We start from the raw sequence: 25,709 nt of genomic DNA, 5'->3' as shown, positions 1-25,709 counted from the left end.
GTAACCATTTCGACAATTTATTTATTCAGTCTGCTATGGTATAATGCCCCTTAGTATTAATCGCTAAAGTTAGATAGGGGAAGGCTGCATACGATGGAAAAGAAAAGCGTGCTATTTTTCATATATCAGATGGGTGCTGGCGGTGCAGCAAGGACCCTGCTTAATATTATTAACAACTTAGACAGAACGAAATTCACACCCATTTTGGTGACATTAAACTATAATGGCTCGTATGAAGAATATATAAAATCAGATGTGACGTTTATTAAATTGGAAACAAAACGCCTGCGATCAGCTATTTTTCCTTTAGCGAAGGTGATAAGAGAAGAAAAAGCAGACATCGTATTTAGCACGATTCCGAATTATAATACGATCGCCATCTTGGCAAATTTATTTGCTTTTACAGGTGCAAAAAATATTGTGCGGGAGGCGGCCTTTTTAGGTGGCAGCCCTAAAGAAAATATAAAATTGCTAGCCTATGGAATGCTATATAAACTATCCAGCAAAGTCATTGCCTTATCTGAAGGTGTGAAAGAAAATATCATTAAGCAGTATAAAGTGAAGTCAGAAAAAATCAAGGTTATCTATAATCCAGTCGATTTAGACAGTATCGAAAACAATATAAAACACGGACAAGTAGCCGGAGCGCATCAAGCCATTTTCAACGCAAACGAAAAAATTATAATCACAGCTGGAAGGCTCGTAAAAGACAAAGACCACGAAACGTTACTCCGTGCTTTTGCAAAAGTAAATGAGCGCATCCATGCTAAATTAGTAATCCTGGGCGAGGGCGAATTAGAAGAAGATTTAAAGAGAACCGCGCATGAACATCACGTTCAGGACAAGGTTCATTTCATAGGCTTTCAGCAAAATCCGTATATTTATTTTAAGCAGGCGGATGTGTTTGTACTATCATCAAAGCGTGAAGGGTTTGGTCACGTGTTAGCTGAAGCGCTAGCCACAGGGACCCCTGTCGTTTCAACGAATGCCAAGCCAGGAGCCCGCGAAGTACTAAATTACGGAGAATTCGGCCGGATGTGTGAAGTTGGAAACGCAGAAGAAATGGCTGACAAAATATATGAGATCCTTACCTTAAATAAAGAACAAACAGCCCAAATCATTGACAAAGGCCTCACCCGTGCAAACGAATTTAACGCGAAAAAAATCGTGAAACAATACGAAGAAACATTCAATCAAACGATTGATCAAATCGAAAAATGAAGCAGGAGATGATGGAGTATGACGGCTCCTAAGCGTGTTGTACATATGACAACCGTACACCACCCGTATGACCCGCGGATTTATCATAAAGAATGCTTATCCCTTCACAATGCGGGGCACGACGTAACGCTGATCGCGCAAGCAGACACGGAAACTGCACAAGATAAGCCGATCAAACATGTACCTGTCAAGACATATACAAGCAGATTAAAACGCATGATTTTCGGGACGATTGAGGCGTATAAAAAGGCGAAGGACCTAGATGCTGATGTCTACCATTTTCATGATCCGGAGCTATTGCCGGCCGCATGGCTCCTGAAGAAGAAAAACAATGTCGTTATTTATGACATCCATGAAGATTATGTTACAAGCATCATGCAAAAAGAATATATGCGTACCCCCGTTAAAAAAGTGATAGCATCAACGTATAAGTATATGGAGAAATTTTTTTCCAGGAAAATGGAGCTTTGTCTCGCGGAGAAGTATTATAAAGACATCTATCCAAGGGGAAAATGTATATTAAACTACCCGACGATTAATGAAAATTTTATCAATCACAGTCGTAATGACGGCCCGTTAGCAGACGCGCTACTGTATACTGGTAATGTATCTTACGTGAGGGGTGCGCTTATTCATGCAAAAATTCCGCTCATCGACGAATCGGTTTCCGTCCATTTTGTCGGAAAATGTCCAAGTGACTTGGCGGATGAAATGTATGCAGTTTCCGGTGATAAACAGAATAATTTAGAAATAGAAGGAATCGACCGTTTTATTGAAAAAGAAGACATGGAAGCAAGATATCTCAGCCGTAATTGGCTGGCAGGTATTGCTTTATTCCCACCAACGGAGCATTACATGAAAAAGGAACTGACGAAGTTTTTCGAGTATATGAACGCAGGACTTCCTATTATATGTTCGAATTTTCCCGTATGGAAAGAATTTATGGAGACGTATGAATGCGGGATCGCTGTTGATCCGTATGACGAATCCGAAATTAAAGAAGCGATTTTCTACTTAAGAAATAATCAGGACGTGGCAAAACGTATGGGCGAAAATGGAAGAAAAGCTGTTATGGAAGAGTTAAATTGGCGTACCGAAGAAAACAAGCTGATTACATGGTACGGGCAATTGACAAATACAAGCATGCAAAAGGATCGGGCTGAGTAAATTGGAGAACAAACAAAATCCGTTAATTTCAATCATCACCCCTGCTTATAACGCAGAGAGATTCATAAGCCAAACCATTGAATCTGCTCTGAGGCAAACCTATACCAATTGGGAAATGATCCTTGTTGATGATCGTTCCACGGATAAAACAGTCGAATATATTAAAAACTACCAGCAACAAGACGATAGAATAAAACTGATAGAGCTTGAAGAAAACAGCGGATCAGCTGTTGCGCGTAATACAGCGATGGAGGCAGCGAAGGGACAATATTTCGCTTTTTTGGACAGTGATGATCTGTGGACACCGGAAAAGCTCGAGAAGCAGCTGCGATTCATGCAGAAAAAAGACATTGCCTTTTCATTTACGAAGTATGCGATTGTTCAGGAAGACGGTACGCTAACGAAGTCTGTTACATCCGCACCGCAATATGTCGATTATGACTCCCTAATGAAGCACTGTGTCATCGGCTGTTTGACAGTTATGTTGGATACGGCTAAAATCGGCAGGGTGGAAATGGTGAATATACGAACACGGCAGGATTATGCACTCTGGTTGACGCTTACAAAGCAGGGATTCCCTGCCTACGGACTGCCGGAAGTACTGGCGAAATACAGGCTGGTGGAGAATTCCATTTCCAGCAATAAACTTAAAGCAGCGAAACAAAACTGGTATGTGTATCGGCATGTGGAAAAACAGAGCTTATTAAAAAGCATCTGGTACTTCTCTCACTATGCATTAATTAATATAAGAAATTTATTTCTCCGTAAAATAAAACGATAGAAGCGTGGTTATTATTAATTAAATATAATTATATTGATAAAGGATTACCATAAACCTCTAGTGTCAATAGATAATAATCAATAGAAAGATGAACGAAATCTTTTATTAAACAGTCTCTTATTTAGAAACAGGCGGTGTCATTTGTAACTATGAAAACTTATTTGCAGGAAATGCTTAAACGAAAAGACTTATTATATTTTCTCGTGAAGTCCGGATTAAAAGCAGAACACCGAAACAGCTATTTGGGCTATTTCTGGTGGCTGCTGGATCCGCTTTTAAACGTGCTTGTATACTATTTTTTAGTTGTTGTTATATTAGGCAGAGGCGATGATGTGGAGAATTATCCATTATTCCTTGTTATCGGGCTCGTCGCATGGCGCATGATTAGTTCGACAGTCGGCTCATCTTCCAAATCGATTTTGCGATATAGTTCGATTATTAATCAGGTGTACATGCCTAAAGCGTTGTTTCCGCTCTCTTTCACGATTTCACAGATGTTTAACTTTGCATTTGGTTTAATCGTGGTCGCCATATTTTTGGCAATATATGGCGTTATGCCGGACTGGCAAATTATTTATCTGCCATTGATCATACTCGTTCAATTAGTATTCTTATTAGCAGTGGGTCTATTTTTAGGTTATATTACGGTGTTTGTTCGCGATATTGATAACGTGCTTACCTATGTAACACGGATATTTTTCTATGCGTCACCGATTATTTGGGTAGGTGGGCGTCTGCCGCCAGAGTACAGCTGGGTCGTGGATATTAACCCGATCGCCATTATCGTAACTGCTTATAGAGATGTGCTTATGTACCAAAACAGTCCGGATTTTACAGGGCTATTTACCATTTTAATTATTTCTGCAATCGCTGGAATTTTAATGCTGCGTCACTATAGTAAGAATGAACATAAAATCATCAAAGCATTATAAAGGAAGTTCAAAAAGTCCGGTAACAATGACACATCGAATTTCTTCGTTGGCTTGTTTCTCCGCTGCTCATGTATTTAAAAGCATACATTCCGCTGCTCGAAACTACGCCGCCTCGAACTTCTCGGTCCTTGTTATCCTCCTTTTTGAACAAGCATTATAAACCATCACCTATAAAAAGAGGGTTTTTAACGTGTCGAATCAAGAAGAACAAACAAAGAACAAGCCTACCAATACTGATACCGATGTGATCAAAGCGAAAAACATCGGGGTGTCCTTTGGGGCCAAGAAAGACGACTATAAATCACTTGTTTTCGATTTGTTTAAGAAAAAAGGAAAAAAAGATAAAGAAGAAAAGGTATGGCCGCTGAAAGATATTAATTTTACAGGGCATCAGGGTGAAATTCTCGGGATCATCGGCTCGAATGGGGCCGGGAAGACAACCCTTAGTAAGATCATCGCAGGCATTCTTCGTGAAGATCAAGGGGAAATGAAGGTAGACGGGAATGTAACTGCCTTATTTTCCTTAGGAATGGGCTTCAATAAGGAGCTAACAGGTCGTGATAATGTCTATTTAAATGGAATGATGCTCGGTATTGATAGAGAGTTGATTAACCGTTACATTGACAAAATCCATGAATTTTCCGATCTGGGCGCATTTATCGATCAGCCGATGAAGTATTATTCCAGTGGGATGAAAGCAAGACTGGGCTTCAGTGTTGCTGCCCACCTGCAACCGGAAATCTTGATTCTGGATGAAGCATTAAATACGGGGGATGCGAAATTCAGCAGGAAAGCATCCGAAAAAATGAAGGAACTTGTAAGCCAAGCGAAGATGGTTATTATCGTAACCCATAGTCTCAGGTACGCCCAGCGGAATTGTGATAGATTAATTTGGCTGGACGGTGGTGTTGTCCGAGAAGTTGGTGATCCGAAAGAGGTCATTGAGCATTATAAAGCAACGGTGCCTCCACTTCCGCCAAGAAAACAGCGTAATCTGCAATTGGAAAAAACAGAGGCAGTCGAAACGGGTAACACCGTCGTTAAAGCAGAAAATGTCGGGATTTCCTATAAATTAAATACCGGCACATTTTGGGCGCTGAAAGATGTTAATTTCGAGGTGAAAGAAGGCGAGGTGCTGGGGATAATCGGTCATAATGGTGCAGGTAAGAGTACATTATGCAAGGTGCTAACAAGAATCCTTGCACCTGACGAAGGACAAATCGAACTTAATGGAGAAACATCTGCATTGCTTGGCTATGGGACTGGGTTTAATGCACAGTTGACCGGGCATGACAATATTTATTTAAATGCACTGCTCTTAGGGATCCCCAAAAAGCGAATCGAAGAAAATTATGATGAAATCGTGGAATTTTCCGGATTGGCAAAATCAATGGATAAACCGGTGAAAGACTATTCCAGTGGGATGAAATCAAGGCTTGGTTTCAGTATTGCTGCCATTTTAAAACCGGATATATTTATCATTGATGAAGCATTATCCACCGGAGATATGGCCTTTAAGCAAAAAGCCAGTGAACGTATTCAGGATATGATGGAGCGCGCTAAAGCTGTCATTATCGTCACACACAGCATGAGCTTTGTCGAGCAGATATGCACGCGCGCCATTTGGATGGAACAAGGACAAGTTCGCTATGATGGAAGCGCCCAGGAAGCTGTTGATAAATACAGAGAGGCGCAGGGTGTTGCGAAAAAAGGGAAAGCTAAAAAATGAGTGGTCAAAAAGGAGGATAAAAATGACCGAGAAGTTCGAGGCGGCGTAGTTTCGAGCAGCGGAATGTATGCTTTTAAATACATGAGTAGCGGAGAAACAAGCCAACGAAGAAATTCGAAGTGTCATTTTTACCGGACTTTTTGAACAACCTATAAAAGAAAGTAAATGACAAGTAACGTGATTTTAAGCAGGTGGTGAGGGTATTGTTGCGTCTCATAAAGAAAATGATTACAGGATCAATGGATTGGTTCTTATATACCTTTCTGTCTGAAAAACAGAAAGCATCTCTTTCCAATTTATTCACAGACAAACAGAAGGAAAAAATAAAACGTTTCACGAAAGATGGCAAAAAACAAGCCCAACGGCGAAAACTAAAAACAGTAAAACACCACCTTTATAATCTCGGATTCACCGACAGAGGATTCACGGAGCTTGAGAAGCTTTATTCCACAAGTCGAGATCCATATATGAAGCGGCTTGCGGCATGGGAGCTCACTTTGTGGCATGCCAATAAATACACCAAGGACGGGGCACGTCAAGCGCTTGTTTATATCGGTGCTGCAATTGATGGGGAAAAAGACCAAAACCAATTAAGAAAAGCAGCCATCTTAAAAGCAGAATGCCATGAAATGCTAGATGAAATTGAAGCAGGGAAACGTGTGATCACAGAAGCTCTCGCAAATCAACAGCATCCAGACTTGTACATGGCAGCAGCTAACTTGGAAGGTAGTATAGATGAGCGTGTAAACTGGATCAACCAAGCATTAGGCGTCTATAACCTTCAACCAATTCTATTTTCAACAAACGCGGAAACGGTAACCTATGACGATTTAAAAACAGAGCCGCTGGATAGGAAAATAGAGGAAGGGCCAAAAGTATCTGTTATATTGCCAGCTTTTAATGCCGAAACAGGCGTCCGTATTGCCATCGAATCTATTTTAAATCAAACATGGCAGAATATCGAGTTGCTTGCAGTTGATGACTGCAGCCCTGATAACACAGCAGAAGTGATTAAAGAATACAGTCGCAAAGATCCCAGGGTCAAATTTTTATCCACCCCAACGAACAGCGGACCATATGTAGCGCGAAATATCGCATTAAAAGAAGCGACCGGAGAATATGTAACAGTTAATGACGCGGATGATTGGTCCCATGCAGAAAAAATTGAAAAACAAGTCACCCATTTAATCGAAAACAAAGAGACAATAGCAAACACCTCCGAACACGCACGCTTAACCGAAGACTTGAAATTATACCGCAGAGGAACACCGGGGATCTATATTTTCCCGAATATGTCCTCTTTAATGTTCCGGCGTGAACCTGTTGTGCGTGAGCTTGGATCCTGGGACAGTGTTCGTTTTGCTGCAGATGGCGAATTTAAGCGCCGTCTAATCAAGGTTTTTGGAAAAAATAATTATGTTGACTTAAAATCCGGACCATTATCCCTGCCAAGGCAATCCGTCGCATCCTTAACCGGCAGTTCGGCATTTGGCTATAATGGATTTTTCAAGGGCGTACGTAAGGAATATGTAGAAAGCCTTGAATTTCATCATGCGCGTACGGATACATTTTACTACCCATACCCCGGGGAGGCGCGGCCGTTTCCTGTGCCTGAACCAATGTGGCCAAAGAGAGAGGATAAGCCTTCAGGCAAACGCCAATTTGACGTTGTTATTGCTTCTGATTTTCGAATCGCAGGAGAAATGGTAATGGAAGAAATAAAAAGACGAAAAAATGCTGGCGTTCGTCTCGGCTTAATCCAAATGTACCAGTATGATTTAGACATCGAAAAGGATATTGACAAAGATGTGCGCAGTTTACTTGATGGTGATCAAATCCAAATGCTTGTCTATGGAGAGAAGATTACAACAGACGATATGCTTATTATAAATCCGGTTGTTCTGGAGGATTGGCAAAACTATATCCCTCAAGTGGATGCAGAGACTATTCATGTGATCGTAAATCAACTGCCAACACAAGGGGAGAAGAGATTTTACAACATGGAACATTGCCTCAGCCAGATGGAGGCATATTTTGACAAACCTGGAACCTGGTATCCATTACATGCAAACATCCGGGAATCGTTAATTACAGATCATAAAGATGAACTCACGGCTATCCATTTGGCGGATGAAGACTGGCAGAATAGAGCTGGTAGCAATGAATAATCAGGATGGAAAAAATAGAATCGCCGACTTGAAGGTTCAACTAACTAAATTAGACAACGAACTACAAGAAAAAGAAGCACAAAATGAAGCGTCCAAGCAAAAGTTAAAAGCCATGCAACGAGCGTTTCATGCAGTCAAACAAAGCAGACTATGGCACCTCCCAAAAAAATCTAAAGGCATCATAAGAGAGACTGCTGCTTATATGCTAGGCAGACGAAATAGGAAGCAACTCTATAGCAGGTCTTACAAACAAAATAAAGCAGCGAATCAATTAAAAAAATACAAATACCATTTATATGATCTAGGTTTTAGGGAGAGAGCTTTAGCTGATTTGGAAAATTTATATAACGAAACAGAAAATCGCTATTTAAAGCAAGCAATTGCCTGGGAACTCACCTTATGGCACGTGAATAAATACACCAAGGATGGTGCACGTCAGGCTCTCGAATATATTCCTGAAGCAATCATCGGCGAAAACAACCAAGATTATTTAAGGAAAGTAGCCATCATAAAAGCAGAATGCCTTGATCGATTACATGTAATAAAGGCTGGCAAACGCATTATACAAGCAGCTCTAGCACTGCAAGAACATCCGGATTTATATTTGGCAGCAGCTAATCTGGAGGAGACTTTGAATGAGCGTGTGAAATGGATCAATAAAGCCTTGGACGTATATGACATTCAACCGATTACTTTTGATGCAGGCGAAGAAGCAGCAACTTATGAAGATCTCACAACAAAGCCTACGGACAAAACAATCGAAGAAGGACCGATAGTATCTGTCATTATACCTGCATACAACGCGGAAAAAGGAATAGGTACAGCCATTGAATCCATGTTGTCACAAACATGGCAGCAGCTAGAGTTACTTATTGTTGATGACCACAGCACGGATAACACAGTAGATGTAATAAAAGCATACATGAAAAAAGATTCCAGAGTAAAACTAGTCACAACACCGGTTAACAGCGGGCCATATGTTGCTCGTAATATCGCGCTAAAAGAAGCGGCCGGTGAATTTGTAACGATCAATGATGCAGACGATTGGTCTCATGCAGAAAAAATCGAAACACAGGTCAAGCATTTAATAGATAACAGACAAGCCATTGCAAACACGTCAGAACAGGCAAGATTAACGGGTGAAATTAAAGTCCATCGCAGAGGAACACCGGGGAATTATATTTTTTCCAATATGTCTTCCCTTATGTTCCGGAGCATCCCTGTAATAGAAGAACTTGGGTACTGGGACAGTGTTCGATTTGCTGCAGATAGTGAATTCAAGCGTCGTATGGTAGCCGTTTTCGGCAAGAAAAGTGTGGTCGACCTTAAAACCGGACCATTATCATTCCCGAAACAGGCTGCGGGTTCCCTTACAGGTAGTTCAGCGTTTGGCTACAATGGATTTTTAATGGGCGTACGCAAAGAATATGCGGAAGTTCATAGGGACTATCATCAAAAGGCAGATACATTATATTATCCCTATCCGCAAGAGGAGCGGCCTTTTCCGGTACCTGAGCCGATGTGGCCGAACCGGGAAGATAAGCCATCCGGAAGTCGCCACTTTGATGTTGTGATTGTTTCTGATTTCAGATTCGCAGACGAAACGCATCGATCTACCATGGAAGAAATGAAAACACAAACAAAGATGGGCCTTCGTACAGGTCTTATCCAAATGGCAAGGTATGACTTTTCAATGCCAAAAGTGATAAATCAGCAATTACGAGAAGCGATGGATGCAAATAACGTCCCCCTACTAGTTTATGGCGAAAATATTACCTGTGATGTTCTCATTGTTAAACATCCGCAAATCTTGCAGGAAAAGCAAATGTATATTCCGGATGTAGAGCCGAATATGGTTCGGGTGGTCATCGATCAACCTCCAAATAATATAAGGCGGTGTGCACATCACCTCGATGATTATTTTGGAATGAGAGGAAAATGGTATCCGTTAAACCAACAGATACGTGAGGCGCTTACGAAAAATCATGCAAGGGATTTAAAATCCATTACATTAGCAAGTGACAATTGGGCAAATGTAGAAACGGATAGGGAAGCATACGCCATGCAGCTCGAAGATTGGTTCGTGGATGATAACCCATACTTACAAAGTGAAGCAAAAGGAGGCTTGCCATGACGACAAATAACGAAAAAAACACGCAGGAAAATAGGCAACAGGAACAGCATCCACACGGCGACAAAGAGCAGGAATTAATCAAATTACTCATCGAAAAGCAAGCCCAGGTAACGAAGGCAGAAAAAGAAAGAAAAACGAATGAAAAGAAAATCAAAAACATTGAAAACAGCAGTACATGGAAATATTCCAAGCCATGGCGAAAATTTTCAAAGACTGCAAAAACCGAAAGCTATATAAAAGAACTGGAAACAAACCTGCAGGAAACACAAAAAGAATTGTATAAAACGAGAGAACGATTAAACGAGGCCATGCTTGATGACCGCAAACTAAACAGCAATCAAGTACACGAGCTTATAAAAGATACAAAAGACGAAGCGAAGTTAATGGACTTTATAGATGAAGCGATTCAATCTAAGAAACAACACCAAACCAATTATACCCATGCATTACGTTACGCAGCCAGACTATTTATGAAGGAAAAAACAGACTATCGAAATCTGGTCTATTCAAACATCCTTTCAGGGTTAAACATCGAAGAAATCCCTGAATTCATGATACGTGCAGGGTTAGATGATGAAAGGATCCCGCTAAGACAGGCAGCATCTTTTAGGGCAAGCTTAAATATGCGGATAAGACAAAAGCAACTAACGGGATCTCTGCCGGAATGGGTATTGGATGAAAAGCAAGACGCCTATACATTCATGGACAGGCTTGGTGTAAGAAAACCGTGGACGTCAGAGGCGAAATACAAACACACGGACATTCCGAAAGAAGAAGGTATTGTCATAAAACCAGCGGATGGCGCTGGTTCTCGTGGCGTGTATCTTGTCTATTCATTCCATGATATAATAGATATAAAGCGATCGAAAGCCATTGACAGCTGGGATGGTCTTATTGAAACGATGAAGGAAGACCTCACCTCAGGCTGGGTCACGGATGACGAATGGTTTATGGAAGAGCTTATTTTTGAAGATAAACAAAGAAAAGTTCCTGCAAGTGATATAAAATTCTACTGTTTCTATGGAAAAGTCGGACTCATACTAGAGATCACCCGCGTTCCGGAAATGAAATATTGCTGGTGGACCACTACGGGTGAGCATGTTCGAACAGGCAAGTATGACGAGGATCTATTTAAAGGCAGGGGCGTCTCAACAGACGAGATCGAGCTCGCTTCATCCATTAGTGCAAAAATACCAGCCCCATTTATACGAATTGATTTTCTCAGATCCACGAATGGTTTGGTATTTGGCGAATTCACACCAAAGCCGGGAAACTACGATGACTTTGATGAACTTACCGATCAGTGGATGGGAGATTATTTCATAGAGGCAGAGGGGCGCCTTGCGAATGATTTATTGAATGGCAAAGCGTTTAATGAATATAAAGCGTTAAGAGAAAGTCTTGATAAATAAAGAATGAAATGGACCAGTGTATTAGGAGGAAAAATCCGATGGTAGAGAATAACACAGAATGGCTGCCGCATCTATCCAGTGAAATTGTTTCAGATGCTCATGGAAATTTGCTTGATGCTTATGCCGTTTCCCTTGAAGGTTGGAGAAGGGGTCTTAAACTTAGGTGGCATGTGAAGGATTCCGAAAAATTTAGTGAAATGTATACATGGTTTGTCGATCGACCCGGCCAGCTTTTTTCCCTTAGCTCAAAAGACAAAACACATTACTTCTTTAGAACAAGAGGAGATAAAGTAAGTAATGAAGCAGTGGAAATTGGTAAGGATAAGGAAAGAACGAAGCAGGCGCTCGGCAAGGCAGCTGTGCCTGTTCCGGAGGGGAAGCAGTTTGACGGGGAAGAAACGAATGAAACAATTATTGAATATGCCTCCGCTATAGGATTTCCTGTTGTATTAAAACCAACAGACGGCAGCTTCGGAAGAGGGGTAATTTCCAATATTACAAGTGCCGGAGAATTCGAGCATTCCCTTGCATATCTAAGAACAGAACTTAGTGAATCTAATGTTATTGTGGAAAGATATATTCCCGGGAATGAATATCGCATCTATGTTGTCGGTGATCAAGTTGTAGGTGCTATAAATCGTATTCCTCCTAATGTGGTTGGCGATGGTATAAATAATATTAAGACATTAATTGAGCAAAAGAATGAAGAAAGAGGTCTTAACCCTCGTCTTGTCAGCTGTCCAGTCAGTTTAAATCAGGAAAGTCTCGATTTTATTGGACGAAAAGACTACACAGCAAATACGGTTCCAGAAAGAGGAGAACAGGTGTTTCTCAGTGATAAAACGAATATTTCCTTAGGTGGCGATCCTGTCGATGTCTTAGATGAACTGCCATTAGAAGTAAAAGATATCGCAGTAAACGCATTAAGAGCAGTTCCCGGTTTGGATCACGGAGCAGTAGATTTGATTATGCCACCAGCGCATCTTAACAAAGAAGCTGGATACGTCATTGAATTAAACCCGACATCACAAATTGGCGGTATTCTATATCCAATGAAAGGGAAGCCGCGTGATGTTCCAGCAGCAATTATTGATTATTATTTTCCGGAAACAAAAGACATTACATTTAATAAAACAAAAACATATTTTGACTTTCATGATGTCTTAGATCCATTACGCTCCAGAGATGTGGATATAACAACGGTAACCCCATCACCTTCTGGAGAGATATATGCAAAAAAATATACCGTAATCGGAAATGTCCAAGAATTAGGTTATCATCGTGGATTGCGTAAACAAGCATTTGAGAGATATTTACATGGCTTTGTCATGAATCTTGAAAATGGTGATATTGATGTAGTTGTAGCCGGGACGGACCCGGAAATGGTCGACGACTTTAAAAATGCCCTGTGGGAAGATGAAGAAAGAGCACAGGTCGTTGAGGTGCAAGAAAGCATTTATGAAGAACCTATAAAAGTCGGATTTGAGGTAAAAGCAGACCTAAAAACGCAAATTGAAGAGCTGAAGAAATACAAACAGGAATTGGAAGTTACAGAATATGATCTTAAAAAGGCAGAGAAAGAGAACAGGAAGTATCATAAAAGCTTATCCTGGAAGGCCACAATGCCTATTCGAATGATGGGAGCTATTTTTAAACGGTTTAAATAAATGGAAAAGGGATTGCTATAGGAGGAAACACGTATGAAGGAAAATCAGTCAATTAGCTTGCCTCAACTTCCAAGTGAAATAGTTGTAAATGCAAGGAAAACAAGATTATGTTCATTTGCTATAGCGCTCGAAGGCTGGCGCAGAGGGTTGAAGTTAAAATGGTATACAAGGGATTCTGAGCATTTTCAGGATATGATTATTTTCGGAGTCAATCCACCCGGCAGGCTATATTCACTTAGTTCTGATGAACGAACGCATTATTTTTTCAGAACCAGAGGAGATAAAGTAACCAATCATGCTGTTGAAATCGGCTCCGAAAAAGATGATACGAAGGAATGGATGAAAAAAGCAGGGGTACCTGTCCCTCTAGGCAGGGGATTCGGAGAAGAAGCAACAGATGAAGAAATTATTGCGTACAGTAAAACAATTGATTTTCCGCTTGTATTAAAGCCAACAAATGCAAGTCTCGGTAATGGCGTTGTTACCAATATTAATAGTGATCAGGAATTTCATAAGGCAGTTAACTATGTAAGACATGAGCTGGGATATAGAGAAGTAGTGATAGAACAGCATGTACAAGGGGAGGAATACCGTGTATATGTTATTGAGGACCAAGTGGTTGCAGCTTATAACAGAGTGCCTGCAAATATAATTGGCGATGGCACACACAACATTGAAGAATTAATCGACTTAAAAAATCGTGAACGAAAGAAAAATGCAAGATTGAATAGCTGTCTAATTGAAATTGATAAAGAAATTCTTGAATTCATCCAATCAGCTGGTTACTCCTTTGAAAGTATCCCTAAAAAGGGTGAACAAATATTTCTGAGACAAAAAACAAATGTATCTTCGGGTGGCGATCCCATTGACGTTACAGACGATATGCCTGAAGAATATAAAACCATTGCCATTAATGCATTGAAAGCTGTCCCAGGCTTGTACCATGGTGGTGTTGACATTATAATTAATAACAATAGAACACAAAATGCACCAGCAGTAGTTATTGAATTAAATCCAACCGCACAAATTGGAGGCATATTATATCCATTAAAAGGGAAAGCACGTAATATCCCTGGCGCTATCATTGATTATTATTTTCCGGAAACCAAGGGGATGGATACGACAGATTCGAAAATCTATTTTGACTTAACAACTGTTTTAGAACCACTTGAAAATCGCTCCGCACTTGAAGTTGAAGTAAAGGCAGCCCCGATGGGTGAATTATATGCAAAGAAATATATTGTATCCGGCACCGTTCAACGCCAAAGTTATCATCGTTGGTTAAAGAAACAGGCGCTCGACAGAAACTTGCATGGGTATGTTAAAAATATGGTTTTTGATGAAATTGAAATCATTGTGGCTGGAACAGATAAAGCCGCTGTTAATGATTTCAAAGAAGTAATTCGTCAATATCCACAGAGCTCCAACGTGTCTAATATTGAAGAAGAGGTTTGGACAGACCCAGTTACAGTTGGATTTGAAATTCAGGAAAGATATGATACCTCAAGTCTAAAATCTGTACAATCAACATTGAAAAGAATGGAAAAAGACTTGAAAGTTATGACGAAACAGAAGAATAGAAAAGAAAAAGATAATCGGCAAATCGTAGAGAGTACCTCATGGAAGTATACAGAGCCACTAAGAAAATTTGGGGCTCTTGTGAAGAATCGGAAGTAATTTCTCAAAATGGAGAGAAGGGATTGCATGAATGAGGCCTATCCTTATTGGTTGTCAGAGCAGATGCTTTCTGGTGTACGCAGGTTTAATATAGATGCCTATCTAGTGGCATTAGAAGGCTGGAGAAGAGGTCTTTCTCTGAAGTTTTATGGCGAACCCTCAGAAGAAACGGGCCTTCAGCTCATCGGGTTTGATCCAATTGGTAAAACCTTCTCATTGAGTTCGGAAAATAAAACGCATTTTTTTAATAGATCCAGAGGCGACAAAGTAGCTAATGAAGCAGTAGAAATTGGATCAAGTAAAATGGAAACGAAAAACTACCTAAATCAAGCTGGCGTTCCTGCCCCGGAGGGATTCGACTTTACCACAGAGAATGATTTGGAGGAAGTCATTCATTCAGCTTTGGAATTGGGATACCCTCTAGTGCTAAAGCCGACATTTGGCAGTCTTGGTAAAGGCGTCATAGCAAATATTCAAACAGAAGACGCCTTAAGAGACAGCATATCCTATGTTACTTCGGAGTTTGATTATACAGACTTTGTAATTGAACGCTTTATCGAAGGTGAAGATGTTCGTGTATATGTAGTAGAAGATCAGGTAGTTGGTGCAACAAAGCGAATTCCAGCCAATGTTACCGGAGACGGTATCAATACGATAGAAGAGCTAATTCATCTAAAGAATGAGAAACGAAAACTGAATCCACAGACATCCACTCGGCTAATAAAGATTGATAAGGAAGTTACGAACCACTTAGCATTGCAAAACCTGCAGCTCGACCATGTCCCTAAAAAAGATGTGGTAATCTATTTGAAGGGACAAAGCAATATATCGGCAGGTGGTGATTCGATCGATGCTACAAATGAACTGTCGGATGACGTTAAAAATACTGCAATTAAAGCAGTCAGAGCGATACCAGGATTAAGCCATGCAGGGCCGGATATCATAGTGAATGAAGACGGAGCCGTAGTTATTGAAATTAATATCACTGCAGGTATCTCACTCCATACGTTTCCATTATATGGAGAGCAACAGAATATCGCTGAAAAAATCATTGATCATTATTTTCCGGAAACCAAAGGAGCAGCAATCAAAAGTAATCAAATCTATTTTGACTATAAAACAATTCTTGAGCTGTTAAGAAGCAAGTCCATTAAGCAAATGGAAGTTGCAGACGCGCCAGTCGGAGAACTGTATGCGAAACGATATGTTATTTCTGGAAAGGTTCAGGGTGTGGGTTTCAGGAGATGGGCTCGCAAGCAGGCAATTGCAAAAGGTCTGCATGGATACACCAGGAATTTAAAAAATGGCAAAGTAGTGATTGTAGTAGCTGGAGTTGATAAAGTAGCAGTTAATGGATTCAAAGCTATTTGTCAGCAAGGACCGGAAAAGGCAGAAGTAGAGGATGTTCAAGTATATAATTGGGATAAACAGGTGAGGGTTGGGTTTGAGATTAGGAATGAAAAAGGAAAACCCAAGCAAAAGCGAAAGTAAGTATTAAAGTACTCTGTAATCACGGAGGTGCAAAAATGACAATGGAAAACACGGATAATACTGTAACTTTAACTGCTGTGGGAGATATTCTACTGCACGGAAGAGTATATGGAGGAACGAATAAAAAGAAAGGTTATAACTTCCTGAATCAATTTAAAAATGTCAGTGGTTTGTTGGGGAATTCTGACTTAACAGTAGCTAACTTGGAGACTATCATTGCAGGTAAAGAACTAGGATTGTCTTCTTTTCCAAAATTTAATGCTCCTGAGGATATCGGTTATGCTTTAAAGGAAATGGGAGTTGATTTAGTTTCTATCGCCAATAATCACGTGCTCGATAGGGGAGAAGAAGGACTACTGAGATCGATTGAAAATCTTGAAAAAATAGGTTTGGAATACGATGGAGCTTATAAGTCTGAAGATGATAAAGATAGGTTGCGTATATTCGAGAAAAATGGACTAAAAGTATGTTTTATATCCTACACAAGAGGCACCAATGGCATAAAGATACCTTCTGATAAGCTTTATTTAGTAAATTCCTTGAAAAAGACATCGGTTTTAAATATATCGAAAGAGATAAGAAAAATAAAAAGTGACAATTTAGCTGATGTCGTAATCGTTAATATGCATTTTGGCGAGGAGTATCATTTATCCCCTTCTTCGGAACAAAGAGAAATAGCAGCTTCTATAGCAGATGCCGGTGCAGATGTAATAATCGGACATCATTCCCATGTTTTACAGCCACCAGAATGGCTTGAGACTTCGTATGGAACAAAGTCATTAGTAGCTTATTCTTTGGGTAATTTTATTTCGGGTCAAAATGGCTTGCATAGACAAATAGGTGGAGCATTACATTTAAAGATATCCAAACCCGATCCGGATTACAAAGGAATAGTTGTAAGTAACCCAAAATACGATTTAACTTTTGTAGAGAGAGAAGAAAGATTAAGATATGGTATACATTTATTTAGGGATTGGGTAAAAGATAATGAATATATAATAACGGATCATGGTAAATTCCCTGCTAAAGAAGTATATACCGAGGTGCAAAATAGATTACGCAAGGAAATAAATGATTTGGAAATAAATTGATAACCAATTTTCCTAAACTTAGATTATTAACATCTAGAAAAATCGTACCGTTGAAAGGTGAGTAAAATGTCACAGAAAGTGATTGGGGTGCTAGGAGGAATGGGCCCAGCAGCAACCTCAGAATTATTCCATAGGATTGTTACTAATACTGCAGCTGAAATGGATCAGGAACATGTAAATATGGTAATCGTAAACGATCCTCAGATTCCGGATCGTACGGCTTATATCTTAGGTGAAGGTATTAGCCCTGTTCCAAAGCTGGTTGACAATTTATACAAATTATATAATGCGGGGGCAAATGTAGCCATTATGCCGTGCATGACTGCTCATAGCCTTATAAATGAGCTTGAAAAGAATTCCCCTATCCCAATTATTAATGCTGTGGAATTAGTGGAGAAACACCTTCAGATAAATTATCCGTATGTCGAAAAAATTGGATTGCTAGCCACGAACGGATCAGTTGCATCAGGAGTTTTTCAGAAATATATTTCGACGGAATTAGTTGTTCCAAATATAGATCAGCAACAAGATTTGATGCAGATTATTTATGGAAAAGATGGTATAAAAGCGGGGAACACAGGACAAGAAATCACTTCAGAGATCAAAAATATTACAAACCAACTGAAAGATCAAAATATACAGGGTGTAATTGCCGGTTGTACAGAACTAGGGTTAGTAATGAACGAGGATAACACTCATATGCCTGTTATTGATCCTATTATGCTACTAGCGAAAGAAGCTGTAAGGATTGGAAATAACTACTCTGTAACTATAAAATGATTATTACAGTTAAGTAAGAAGGTGTAGACATATGGCAATGAAAGAAGATAAAATGTGGCTGCCACATTTGGAAGGTACCATACCACAAGAAGCAAGAGGATATACATTATCTATGTATACCATCGCTCTTGAAGCATGGAGAAGGGGAATTAAAGTAAGGTTTTTTAATAATACCCATAAAAAATCACAAATGAGGTATTCTTTGTCATTTCAGGATAAAGAACATTTTTTTACTGTTTCAAGAGGTGATTTCGTGCCTCGAGAAGCCGTGAAAATTTGTATTAATAAACAACTGACGAAGGAATATCTTGAGAAAGCAGATGTACCAACGCCTGTTGGTGATGAATTTGGAGAAGAAACAGACGATGAAAAAATAATAGCATATGCCAAATCATTAGGATATCCATTAGTGATTAAGCCATCTAATGGTACTGGCGGACACGGTGTAATTGCAGATATAAAAGATGAAGCAGCGTTTAGAAATGCGTTGACATATGTAAGAAAGGATTTAAAATACACAGATGTGATTGTTGAAAGATTTTCAGTAGGCGTAGATCATCGAGTGTTTGTCATTGGTGGACAGGTTATAGGAGCGTTTAGACGCATTCCGGCAAATGTGGTAGGAGATGGGAATAACTCTATAAGACATTTACTTCGTGTTAAAAATAAAGAGCGCGATAAAAACCCTTCATTAGGTGGACTGCCCATCACCATTGATAAGGAAGTACACAATACATTGGCTCAAAGAGGATACAATCTTGATAGCATACCTGCAGAGGGAGAAAGAGTATTCTTAAAAACCAAAAATAATGTTTCATCAGGTGGAGATTCCACGGATGCAACAGATGAATTATCAGAAGAAATAAAGAACATTGCGGTAAGAACTTCAGAGGCGATTCCTGGTCTTGTTCAGTGTGGAATTGACATGGTGATTGATAGAGAAAGAAATACAGGAGAAATTCTAGAAATAAATTCAAGACCAGCAATTAGAAATCATTTATATCCGATGGTAGGAAAAGCAAGAGATATCCCTAAAGCTATCGTTGATTACTATTTTCCAGAGACAGAAAAAATTAATAGCCCTGTTGATTACTATTTTGACTTTGACATGGTAGCTGAAAATTTCCGAAAAAGGACTGCTCAGGAGTTTTTAATTCCGCCAATGCCAACAGGAAATATAGCAGCAAAGAGCTTTCTTATATCAGGAAAGCTTTATAATACAAATTATGATCAATGGGTTCAAAAACAGGCTAGAAAATTGAAATTAGACGGTTATATAAAACATCTAGAAAGTAATAATGCCTCTCTTGTGATATCTGGTAATGTAGAATCGATTGATCAAATCGAACATATCATTAGAGAAAAAACACCGAAAAGATTTAAGGTTACAAACATAACTGAAAAAAATTGGGAAGAACCAATAAAACAGGGCTTTGATATAAAAAGGCCACCGAAACAAAAGAAAAGAAATGTAAATACCTACAAAAAAGAATATGAAGATCTACAAAAAGACTTCCAAAAGCTTAAAAAAGAGAGAGATCATTATAAAAAAGAGATAAAAGAAATAGAAAAAAGCAGTTCTTGGAAACTTACCAAGCCAATACGTATTGCTGGAAGAATCGTGAAGAAGTAGTGTCGCACAATAAACTGAAAGATTCAGACCTGGTTTTAATGACCAGGTCTATATTGCTTCCTGAGAGATGCAATTGTTCAATAATCTATATAAGTTTATACGATCATTTTTATTTCGACAGCTTATCCAGCATGTACTTATAATAATCACATTTAACCAATGCAATTGCTCCTTCGCCAAATTCAGTGCCAGGTGCGTTGTTAGATTCAAATAAATAGAGCTTTCCTTCTTGATCAATACCAATATCTATTCCTAAAGAACCTAACTCTTGATTGAACAATTTCTCCAGCTTATAAGGGAAGGTTCTTCCAACTTCTATAATGGAATCTTTTATGGATTCCCATTTATCTCCATAATTGGCTTTTAAAAAAGGATCCAGTTCACTCACGCTACCACCTTGGGCAACATTGGAAACCACCTTTTGGCCTGAGCCGATTCTTATTAAATTAATAACCACTTCCCATTTCCCCTTACCGTTTTTCTCTAGACGAATACGACAGTCAAACGGGTCACCGAATTTTGTTTTTGAATGAATATATTTTTGATAAATATACGGGCGCTCACTCAATGTTTCTTCATAGAACTTTTTTAGATCTTTTTTTGAAAGAACCTCTTCCTTCTTATCATAGCTCAAAATATACTTATTCCTGTTCTTAGCTAACATAAATATACCTTCGCCTCTTTGCCCTCTTCTAGGTTTCATAACGATTTGTTGATGCTCTTTCAGAAATTTAGAGAAGTTTTTAAAGTCTGTGTGAGACATCGTAGGGATAATCAAATGTGCAAACTCCCCATCTTCTTTAATTTTTTCATTTGCCCCTTCTTTAGACGCCAGTCTGCCTGTTGTAAAGTGACTGTGTTCTCTTAGAAATTTAATCTGTTTTTTATATTTGAAACTATAGACAGAAACATCTATAAATAAGGGAACGGGTACTTCCTTTTTAAACCACTTATTATCGATAAGAATTTTTCCTTTAATTGTTTTCTGATTCATATCGATGTCTTCGGGGTGGAAAAAAACTAGATCAATTCCATGATATTTAGTTGTTTTCGCTAATAACTTTACGAACTTTGTCGGCTTGCGATGATTCCTCATATATCCTACGTTCAAACATATCTTCCTCTCAGTGTAGTTCCCAATCTTATTACTAGTTTACCATCATACATTTTATGATTATACCCTTGTTACACAGTTGTAAACGAATTACATTATATTTTTAACATGAATTATGATAAAATATAAGTTACATAAGACAAATTCATACAAAAATGAGCGATTTTTGGAGGTAACTATGGGTGTATTCACATTCTTTAAGAACAAGAAGAATAATGCAACGAGTGAAAATGATAATAACAAATTAGGTACAGAAGAAGACTTTGCATGGAATCGCAGTGAAAATGGCATCGGGTTAAAATCTTCTTTGACTGAATATGCAGCGCTTAAAAATGGTTTAGCGGTTGAAAGGTTATCAAAAGGAATTATATTAGTTATATCTGAATCAGGTATACAGCATTCGTTTATAAATATGAATGGAGATCGCTCGAGTAGGGTAGGTATGTATCTATGTGATAGAAAACACGATGCTCGACATATTCTAAAACAACAGGGATTATCAGTAATTGAGTCAGATATATTTGGATTAAAGGATCTTGAAAAAGCAAAAGAGTATGTTGATCATATAGGATTTCCTATAGTAGTTAAGCCAATTAATTTATCTCGCGCACGTGGCATTACAACGAATATTCAAACCTTTGAAGGGTTTGAAAAAGCCTGGGGAAAAGCATTTGATGCGTATCGTAAAAACAGAAGCTCTAATAAAATACTAATAGAAAGACATTTTACAGGAGAGGATTATCGGTTTTATGTCGTAGGTGATAGGCTTATTTCAGCAACTCACCGAAAACGTCCAAATGTAACAGGTGACGGAACTTCCACTGTTCTGGAGTTAATAAAAAGCAAAAACGTGGAGAGAGCTGAAAATCCCTATCTATCTAAAAATTTAATCCCAGAAGATATTTCAGAACTTGATGCTCTGACTGACAACAACATTGAGTTAGATTACATTCCGGATGATGGCCAGCTAATCACATTACGCAAACAGTCAAATATATGGGCTGGCGGCGATAACATTGATGTGACCGATACCGCGCATCAGGATTTTAAGGAACTAGCTATAAAGACAATTCAATCTATTCCGGGGATTGAGTACGGAGGAATGGATTTTATCGCACCAGATGTAACAGTGAAACCGAATGATAGCAATTATATAGTCAGTGAGGTAGAGTTTTCGCCAGCCCCTCTAGCACACTTCCCTTATATTGGGAAAAGAAGAGACATGGCAGGAGCAGTTATTGATCATTACTTTGGAAATGATCAATAACAATTAATGAATCCAATATTCAATATGGAATGGCAAAAAAGATGAGTCTGTTGTGCTCATCTTTTTTATATGCTTACAAAATTCGACTAAACATAACAAAAAAAGACAAGAGTTCTATTGATTCTTAAGATGAAATGTCCGATACTGTAATAGTATTCCAATTTATAGAAGGAGGTGAAACTAAAGTGAGGATAAAATACGTAATAACTCTATCAGTCTTATTATTTTCTCTATTCTACTTTAGTCCACTGGAAGCGGAGGCAACAGGAGAAGAGGGGCTAAATGAGACAGTAGACGAGGAAGTAGAAGAAGTATCGGATGAAGCAGAACAGGAAGTAGAAAAATCAACAGATCAAACAGAAAAAGAATTAGAGGACAACACAACAAATGATCCAGATGACCAAATAGAAGAGGCAGATCAAGCAGAAGCAATGCAAGAAGAAACAGAGCAAGAAGAGGAAACTGAGCAAGAAGAAACAACAGATGAGGAGTCAGAACAAGGCAAAAATCAAATCAAAGAGAATGACGTTGATAGTTCTGATGCAAACACATCTGATGATCAGAAAAAAGACGAAGAAATTGATAAAGGAAGTTCAATTTCAACATTTAATATACAAGTACAGGAAAGTGTATCTATCCCGTACGAGTTTGGTGATCGAAGCGAAGAAATCCAGGAAGTGAAAAGAGATTTAGTAGATTTAGGTTTTGCCGATTGGCCGACGCCAACCACATATTTTGGTTCAGAGACCGAAGAAGTTGTACGTAGTTTTCAAGATTACTATGGTTTAACGGTGGATGGTCTAGTAGGTAATGGGACACTGGCAAAAATTGAAGAATTGCTCTCCAGTCCATTCCAATATGGGAACAGTAGTACAGAAATCCAGGATATGAAAGAAGATCTGGTGAGACTAGGGTATGCAGATCACTGGACGAATCCGACTACATATTACGGATCTGATACAGAGAATGTCGTGCGAAACTTTCAATCATCGAATGAATTGGTCGTAAACGGGATAATAGATGAAGTAACGTTAGCTAAAATCAACGAATTAACTGCTCAGATCCCTGAGGATGAAGATAGTCAACCATTTCAATATGGAGATAGAAGTGAAGCAATCCAGCAGGTAAAAGAGAATTTAGTGGATTTAGGCTTTGCTGATTGGACAAGTCCAACTACATATTTTGGATCAGAGACTGAAGAAGTCGTACGAAATTTTCAAGCATATTATAGTCTAACCGAAAGTGAAGTAATGGACGAAGTAACACTTGCCAAAATAGATGAAGTATTATCAAGTCATTTCCAGTATGGAAACAGCAGTGTAGAAATTCAGGAAATAAAAGAGCAGCTGGTTACTTTAGGTTACGCAGATCACTGGACGAATCCGACAACATACTACGGCCCGGATACAGAGAATGTAGTACGAAACTTTCAATCGTCCAATGGATTAGCCGTAAGTGGGATAATAGATGAAGTAACCCAGGGCAGAATTGATGAACTCATGAACACATCCCTGGAATACGGGATGAGCCGTGCAGATGTTAAAGATTTTAAAGAAGATCTAGTGACATTGGGTTTTGCTGATTGGACAAGTCCTACAAACTATTTTGGTACGGAGACTGAAGAAGCCGTACTACATTTACAAGCGTATTATGGTTTACCCGTAAATGGAGTAATGGATGAAGCATCACTCGCCAAAATAGAAGAAGTGCTATCAAGTCCGTACCAATATGGAAATAGAAGTGAAGCAATTCAAGAGATGAAAGAGAATCTAGTTGAGTTAGGCTTTGCTGCACACTGGGATAACCCTACGACCTATTACGGCTCTGATACAGAGAGTGTAGTCCGTAATTTCCAAGCAACTTATGGATTAGTCGTAAGTGGCATAGTGGATGAAAAGACTTTTGAAGAAATCGAAGAACAACTAGATAATTCATCATTAAGATACGGCATGAGAAGTGAGGAAATAAAAGATTTTAAAGAGGATCTAGTAGAACTAGGATTTGCAGACTGGAATAATCCGACAAACTATTTTGGTTCAGAAACGAAAGCATCGGTTGAGCACTTCCAATCGTATTACGGCTTAACAGCAGACGGAATAATGGGTGAAGAATCACTAGCTAAGATTGATGATGTTTTAGACAATTCCTACCGATTTGGAAATCGTAGTGATGAAGTTCTGGAAGTGAAAGAAGACTTAGTTGCTCTAGGTTTTGCTGATTGGTCGAGTCCTAAAAATTACTTTGGCCCGGCAACAGTAGATGTAGTGCGTAATTTTCAAGAAAGCTATGGGTTGATAGTAAGCGGCATAGTTGATGAAGTAACTTTAAACATGATTAACGAAGCTATGACTAGTATCATGCAACTAGGTGATAGAAGTGATGAAGTGCAAGCGATGAAAGATGATCTGGTCAAACTTGGATTTGGGGCTCATTGGAATAACCCAACAACGTACTTCGGTTCTGATACAGCGAATGTCGTTCGTAATTTTCAATCATACTATGGCCTAGTAAAGAGTGGGACGGTTAATGCAGCAACATTAGCTAAAATAGAGGAAGAGCTGTCTAACTCGTTCCGATATGGAAACAGTAGTGTGGCTATCCAGGAAATAAAAGAAGATCTAGTGACATTGGGATTCGCAGATTGGCCAACCCCAACAACGTACTTTGGCCCAGCAACAGAAGAAGTCGTACGTGATTTTCAGGAAGCGAATAATCTTTCCGTTAGTGGTATTCTAAACGACATAACATTGGATAAATTGCAAGCAGAGATGAATAATGCGGTCAAGATATTCCTGGATCCAGGACATGGAGCTCATGACCCAGGCGGACAAGGATACGGCTTAAATGAAAAAAATGTTGTTCTTGATATTGCATTAGCAGCAGAAAATGTATTAAGACAGAAATATGTAGGTGTAGACGTAAAATTATCACGCACAACAGATACGTTTGTAGAGTTAGAGGAAAGAGCTCGAATGGCGAATGACTGGGGTGCTGATTATTTTGTGAGTATACACAATAATGCTTTTAATGGATCCGCACAAGGGTTTGAAAGCTACATCTACAATGGTGGTGTATCTGCTAACACCAGAGAAAAACAAAATCAAATGCATCAATATATAATCAATGCATTAAATGCAAGAAATGGGATCAGTGACAGAGGTGAAAAAGAGGCTAACTTTAGTGTGGTGCGAAACACTCATATGTCTGCCATTTTACTAGAGTTTTTGTTTATAGATAATTATGCAGAAAATCTTCTATTAAAACAAGCTAGTTATCGCGACTGGCTTGGACAAATTACAGCCGACGCTATTGCCCATTCGTTTGATTTAGAGAGAAGATAGATTAATAGAAAAGAAACAGAAGTGAGCTAGTTGAAATGACTAGCTCACTTTTTTTGAGTGAAGATAATTGCCAACTAAAATAATATTTCTCTTAATTATGTAGA

17 protein-coding genes are annotated in these 25,709 nt (G+C 39.0%); 16 read left to right on the top strand and 1 reads right to left on the bottom strand.

Annotated elements, in window-relative coordinates; translation table 11 throughout:
• Positions 1–93: 93 nt before the first annotated feature.
• The 14 genes from KFZ58_RS16330 to KFZ58_RS16265 all read left to right on the top strand — a co-directional run bounded on the left by KFZ58_RS16330 (position 94) and on the right by KFZ58_RS16265 (position 19,883).
• Entirely contained in the window at positions 94–1,221 is a 1,128-nt protein-coding gene (locus KFZ58_RS16330) for a glycosyltransferase (protein WP_235792347.1), read from the top strand.
• Positions 1,222–1,239: 18 nt separating this feature from the next.
• Positions 1,240–2,388: a glycosyltransferase gene (locus KFZ58_RS16325; RefSeq protein WP_235792346.1), complete on the top strand. Its 1,149-nt coding sequence runs from the start codon at positions 1,240–1,242 to the stop codon at positions 2,386–2,388.
• Between the two features lies 1 nt (position 2,389).
• Positions 2,390–3,169 carry a glycosyltransferase family 2 protein gene (locus KFZ58_RS16320; RefSeq protein WP_235792345.1) on the top strand — a complete coding sequence of 260 codons (780 nt, stop codon included), beginning with the start codon at positions 2,390–2,392 and terminating at the stop codon, positions 3,167–3,169.
• Positions 3,170–3,318: 149 nt separating this feature from the next.
• Positions 3,319–4,101, top strand: coding sequence for an ABC transporter permease (locus KFZ58_RS16315; protein ID WP_235794764.1), 783 nt, complete (start codon positions 3,319–3,321; stop codon positions 4,099–4,101).
• Between the two features lie 190 nt (positions 4,102–4,291).
• Positions 4,292–5,830, top strand: a complete 1,539-nt coding sequence (locus KFZ58_RS16310; protein WP_235792344.1) for an ABC transporter ATP-binding protein — start codon at positions 4,292–4,294, stop codon at positions 5,828–5,830.
• Positions 5,831–6,033: 203 nt separating this feature from the next.
• Positions 6,034–7,998, top strand: coding sequence for a glycosyltransferase family 2 protein (locus KFZ58_RS16305; RefSeq protein ID WP_235792343.1), 1,965 nt, complete (start codon positions 6,034–6,036; stop codon positions 7,996–7,998).
• Entirely contained in the window at positions 7,961–10,132 is a 2,172-nt protein-coding gene (locus tag KFZ58_RS16300) for a glycosyltransferase family 2 protein (RefSeq protein ID WP_235792342.1), read from the top strand. The genes KFZ58_RS16305 and KFZ58_RS16300 overlap by 38 nt, the downstream gene beginning before the upstream one ends.
• The gene (locus KFZ58_RS16295; RefSeq protein ID WP_235792341.1) at positions 10,129–11,544 is read left to right on the top strand and encodes an ATP-grasp fold amidoligase family protein; all 1,416 of its coding nucleotides are present in this window, start codon (positions 10,129–10,131) and stop codon (positions 11,542–11,544) included. The genes KFZ58_RS16300 and KFZ58_RS16295 overlap by 4 nt, the downstream gene beginning before the upstream one ends.
• A 38-nt stretch (positions 11,545–11,582) precedes the next feature.
• Positions 11,583–13,211 (top strand): acylphosphatase, encoded by a 1,629-nt coding sequence (locus KFZ58_RS16290; protein ID WP_235792340.1) that lies wholly within the window; start codon positions 11,583–11,585, stop codon positions 13,209–13,211.
• Positions 13,212–13,244: 33 nt separating this feature from the next.
• A complete protein-coding gene (locus KFZ58_RS16285) occupies positions 13,245–14,888 on the top strand; it encodes an acylphosphatase (protein WP_235792339.1) in 1,644 nt (547 codons plus the stop codon).
• A gap of 27 nt (positions 14,889–14,915) precedes the next feature.
• Positions 14,916–16,379: an acylphosphatase gene (locus KFZ58_RS16280; protein ID WP_235792338.1), complete on the top strand. Its 1,464-nt coding sequence runs from the start codon at positions 14,916–14,918 to the stop codon at positions 16,377–16,379.
• A gap of 35 nt (positions 16,380–16,414) precedes the next feature.
• Entirely contained in the window at positions 16,415–17,470 is a 1,056-nt protein-coding gene (locus tag KFZ58_RS16275; RefSeq protein ID WP_235792337.1) for a CapA family protein, read from the top strand.
• 66 nt (positions 17,471–17,536) lie between these two features.
• Positions 17,537–18,250 carry a cysteate racemase gene (gene cuyB / locus KFZ58_RS16270; protein WP_235792336.1) on the top strand — a complete coding sequence of 238 codons (714 nt, stop codon included), beginning with the start codon at positions 17,537–17,539 and terminating at the stop codon, positions 18,248–18,250.
• A gap of 31 nt (positions 18,251–18,281) precedes the next feature.
• Entirely contained in the window at positions 18,282–19,883 is a 1,602-nt protein-coding gene (locus KFZ58_RS16265; RefSeq protein WP_235792335.1) for an acylphosphatase, read from the top strand.
• Positions 19,884–19,992: 109 nt separating this feature from the next.
• Here KFZ58_RS16265 and KFZ58_RS16260 read toward each other — a convergent pair whose 3' ends face one another.
• The gene (locus KFZ58_RS16260) at positions 19,993–20,877 is read right to left on the bottom strand and encodes a YheC/YheD family protein (RefSeq protein ID WP_235792334.1); all 885 of its coding nucleotides are present in this window, start codon (positions 20,875–20,877) and stop codon (positions 19,993–19,995) included.
• A 298-nt stretch (positions 20,878–21,175) separates the two neighbouring features.
• Between KFZ58_RS16260 and KFZ58_RS16255 the strand changes: the two genes are divergently transcribed.
• Both KFZ58_RS16255 and KFZ58_RS16250 read left to right on the top strand, forming a co-directional pair.
• A complete protein-coding gene (locus KFZ58_RS16255) occupies positions 21,176–22,264 on the top strand; it encodes an ATP-binding protein (protein ID WP_235792333.1) in 1,089 nt (362 codons plus the stop codon).
• A gap of 185 nt (positions 22,265–22,449) precedes the next feature.
• Entirely contained in the window at positions 22,450–25,605 is a 3,156-nt protein-coding gene (locus KFZ58_RS16250) for a peptidoglycan-binding protein (protein WP_235792332.1), read from the top strand.
• Positions 25,606–25,709: the final 104 nt, after the last annotated feature.

The organism is Virgibacillus sp. NKC19-16 (genome assembly GCF_021560035.1).
GTDB lineage: Bacteria > Bacillota > Bacilli > Bacillales > Amphibacillaceae > Virgibacillus_L > Virgibacillus_L salidurans.
This window is presented reverse-complemented; position numbering and strand designations above follow the sequence as displayed.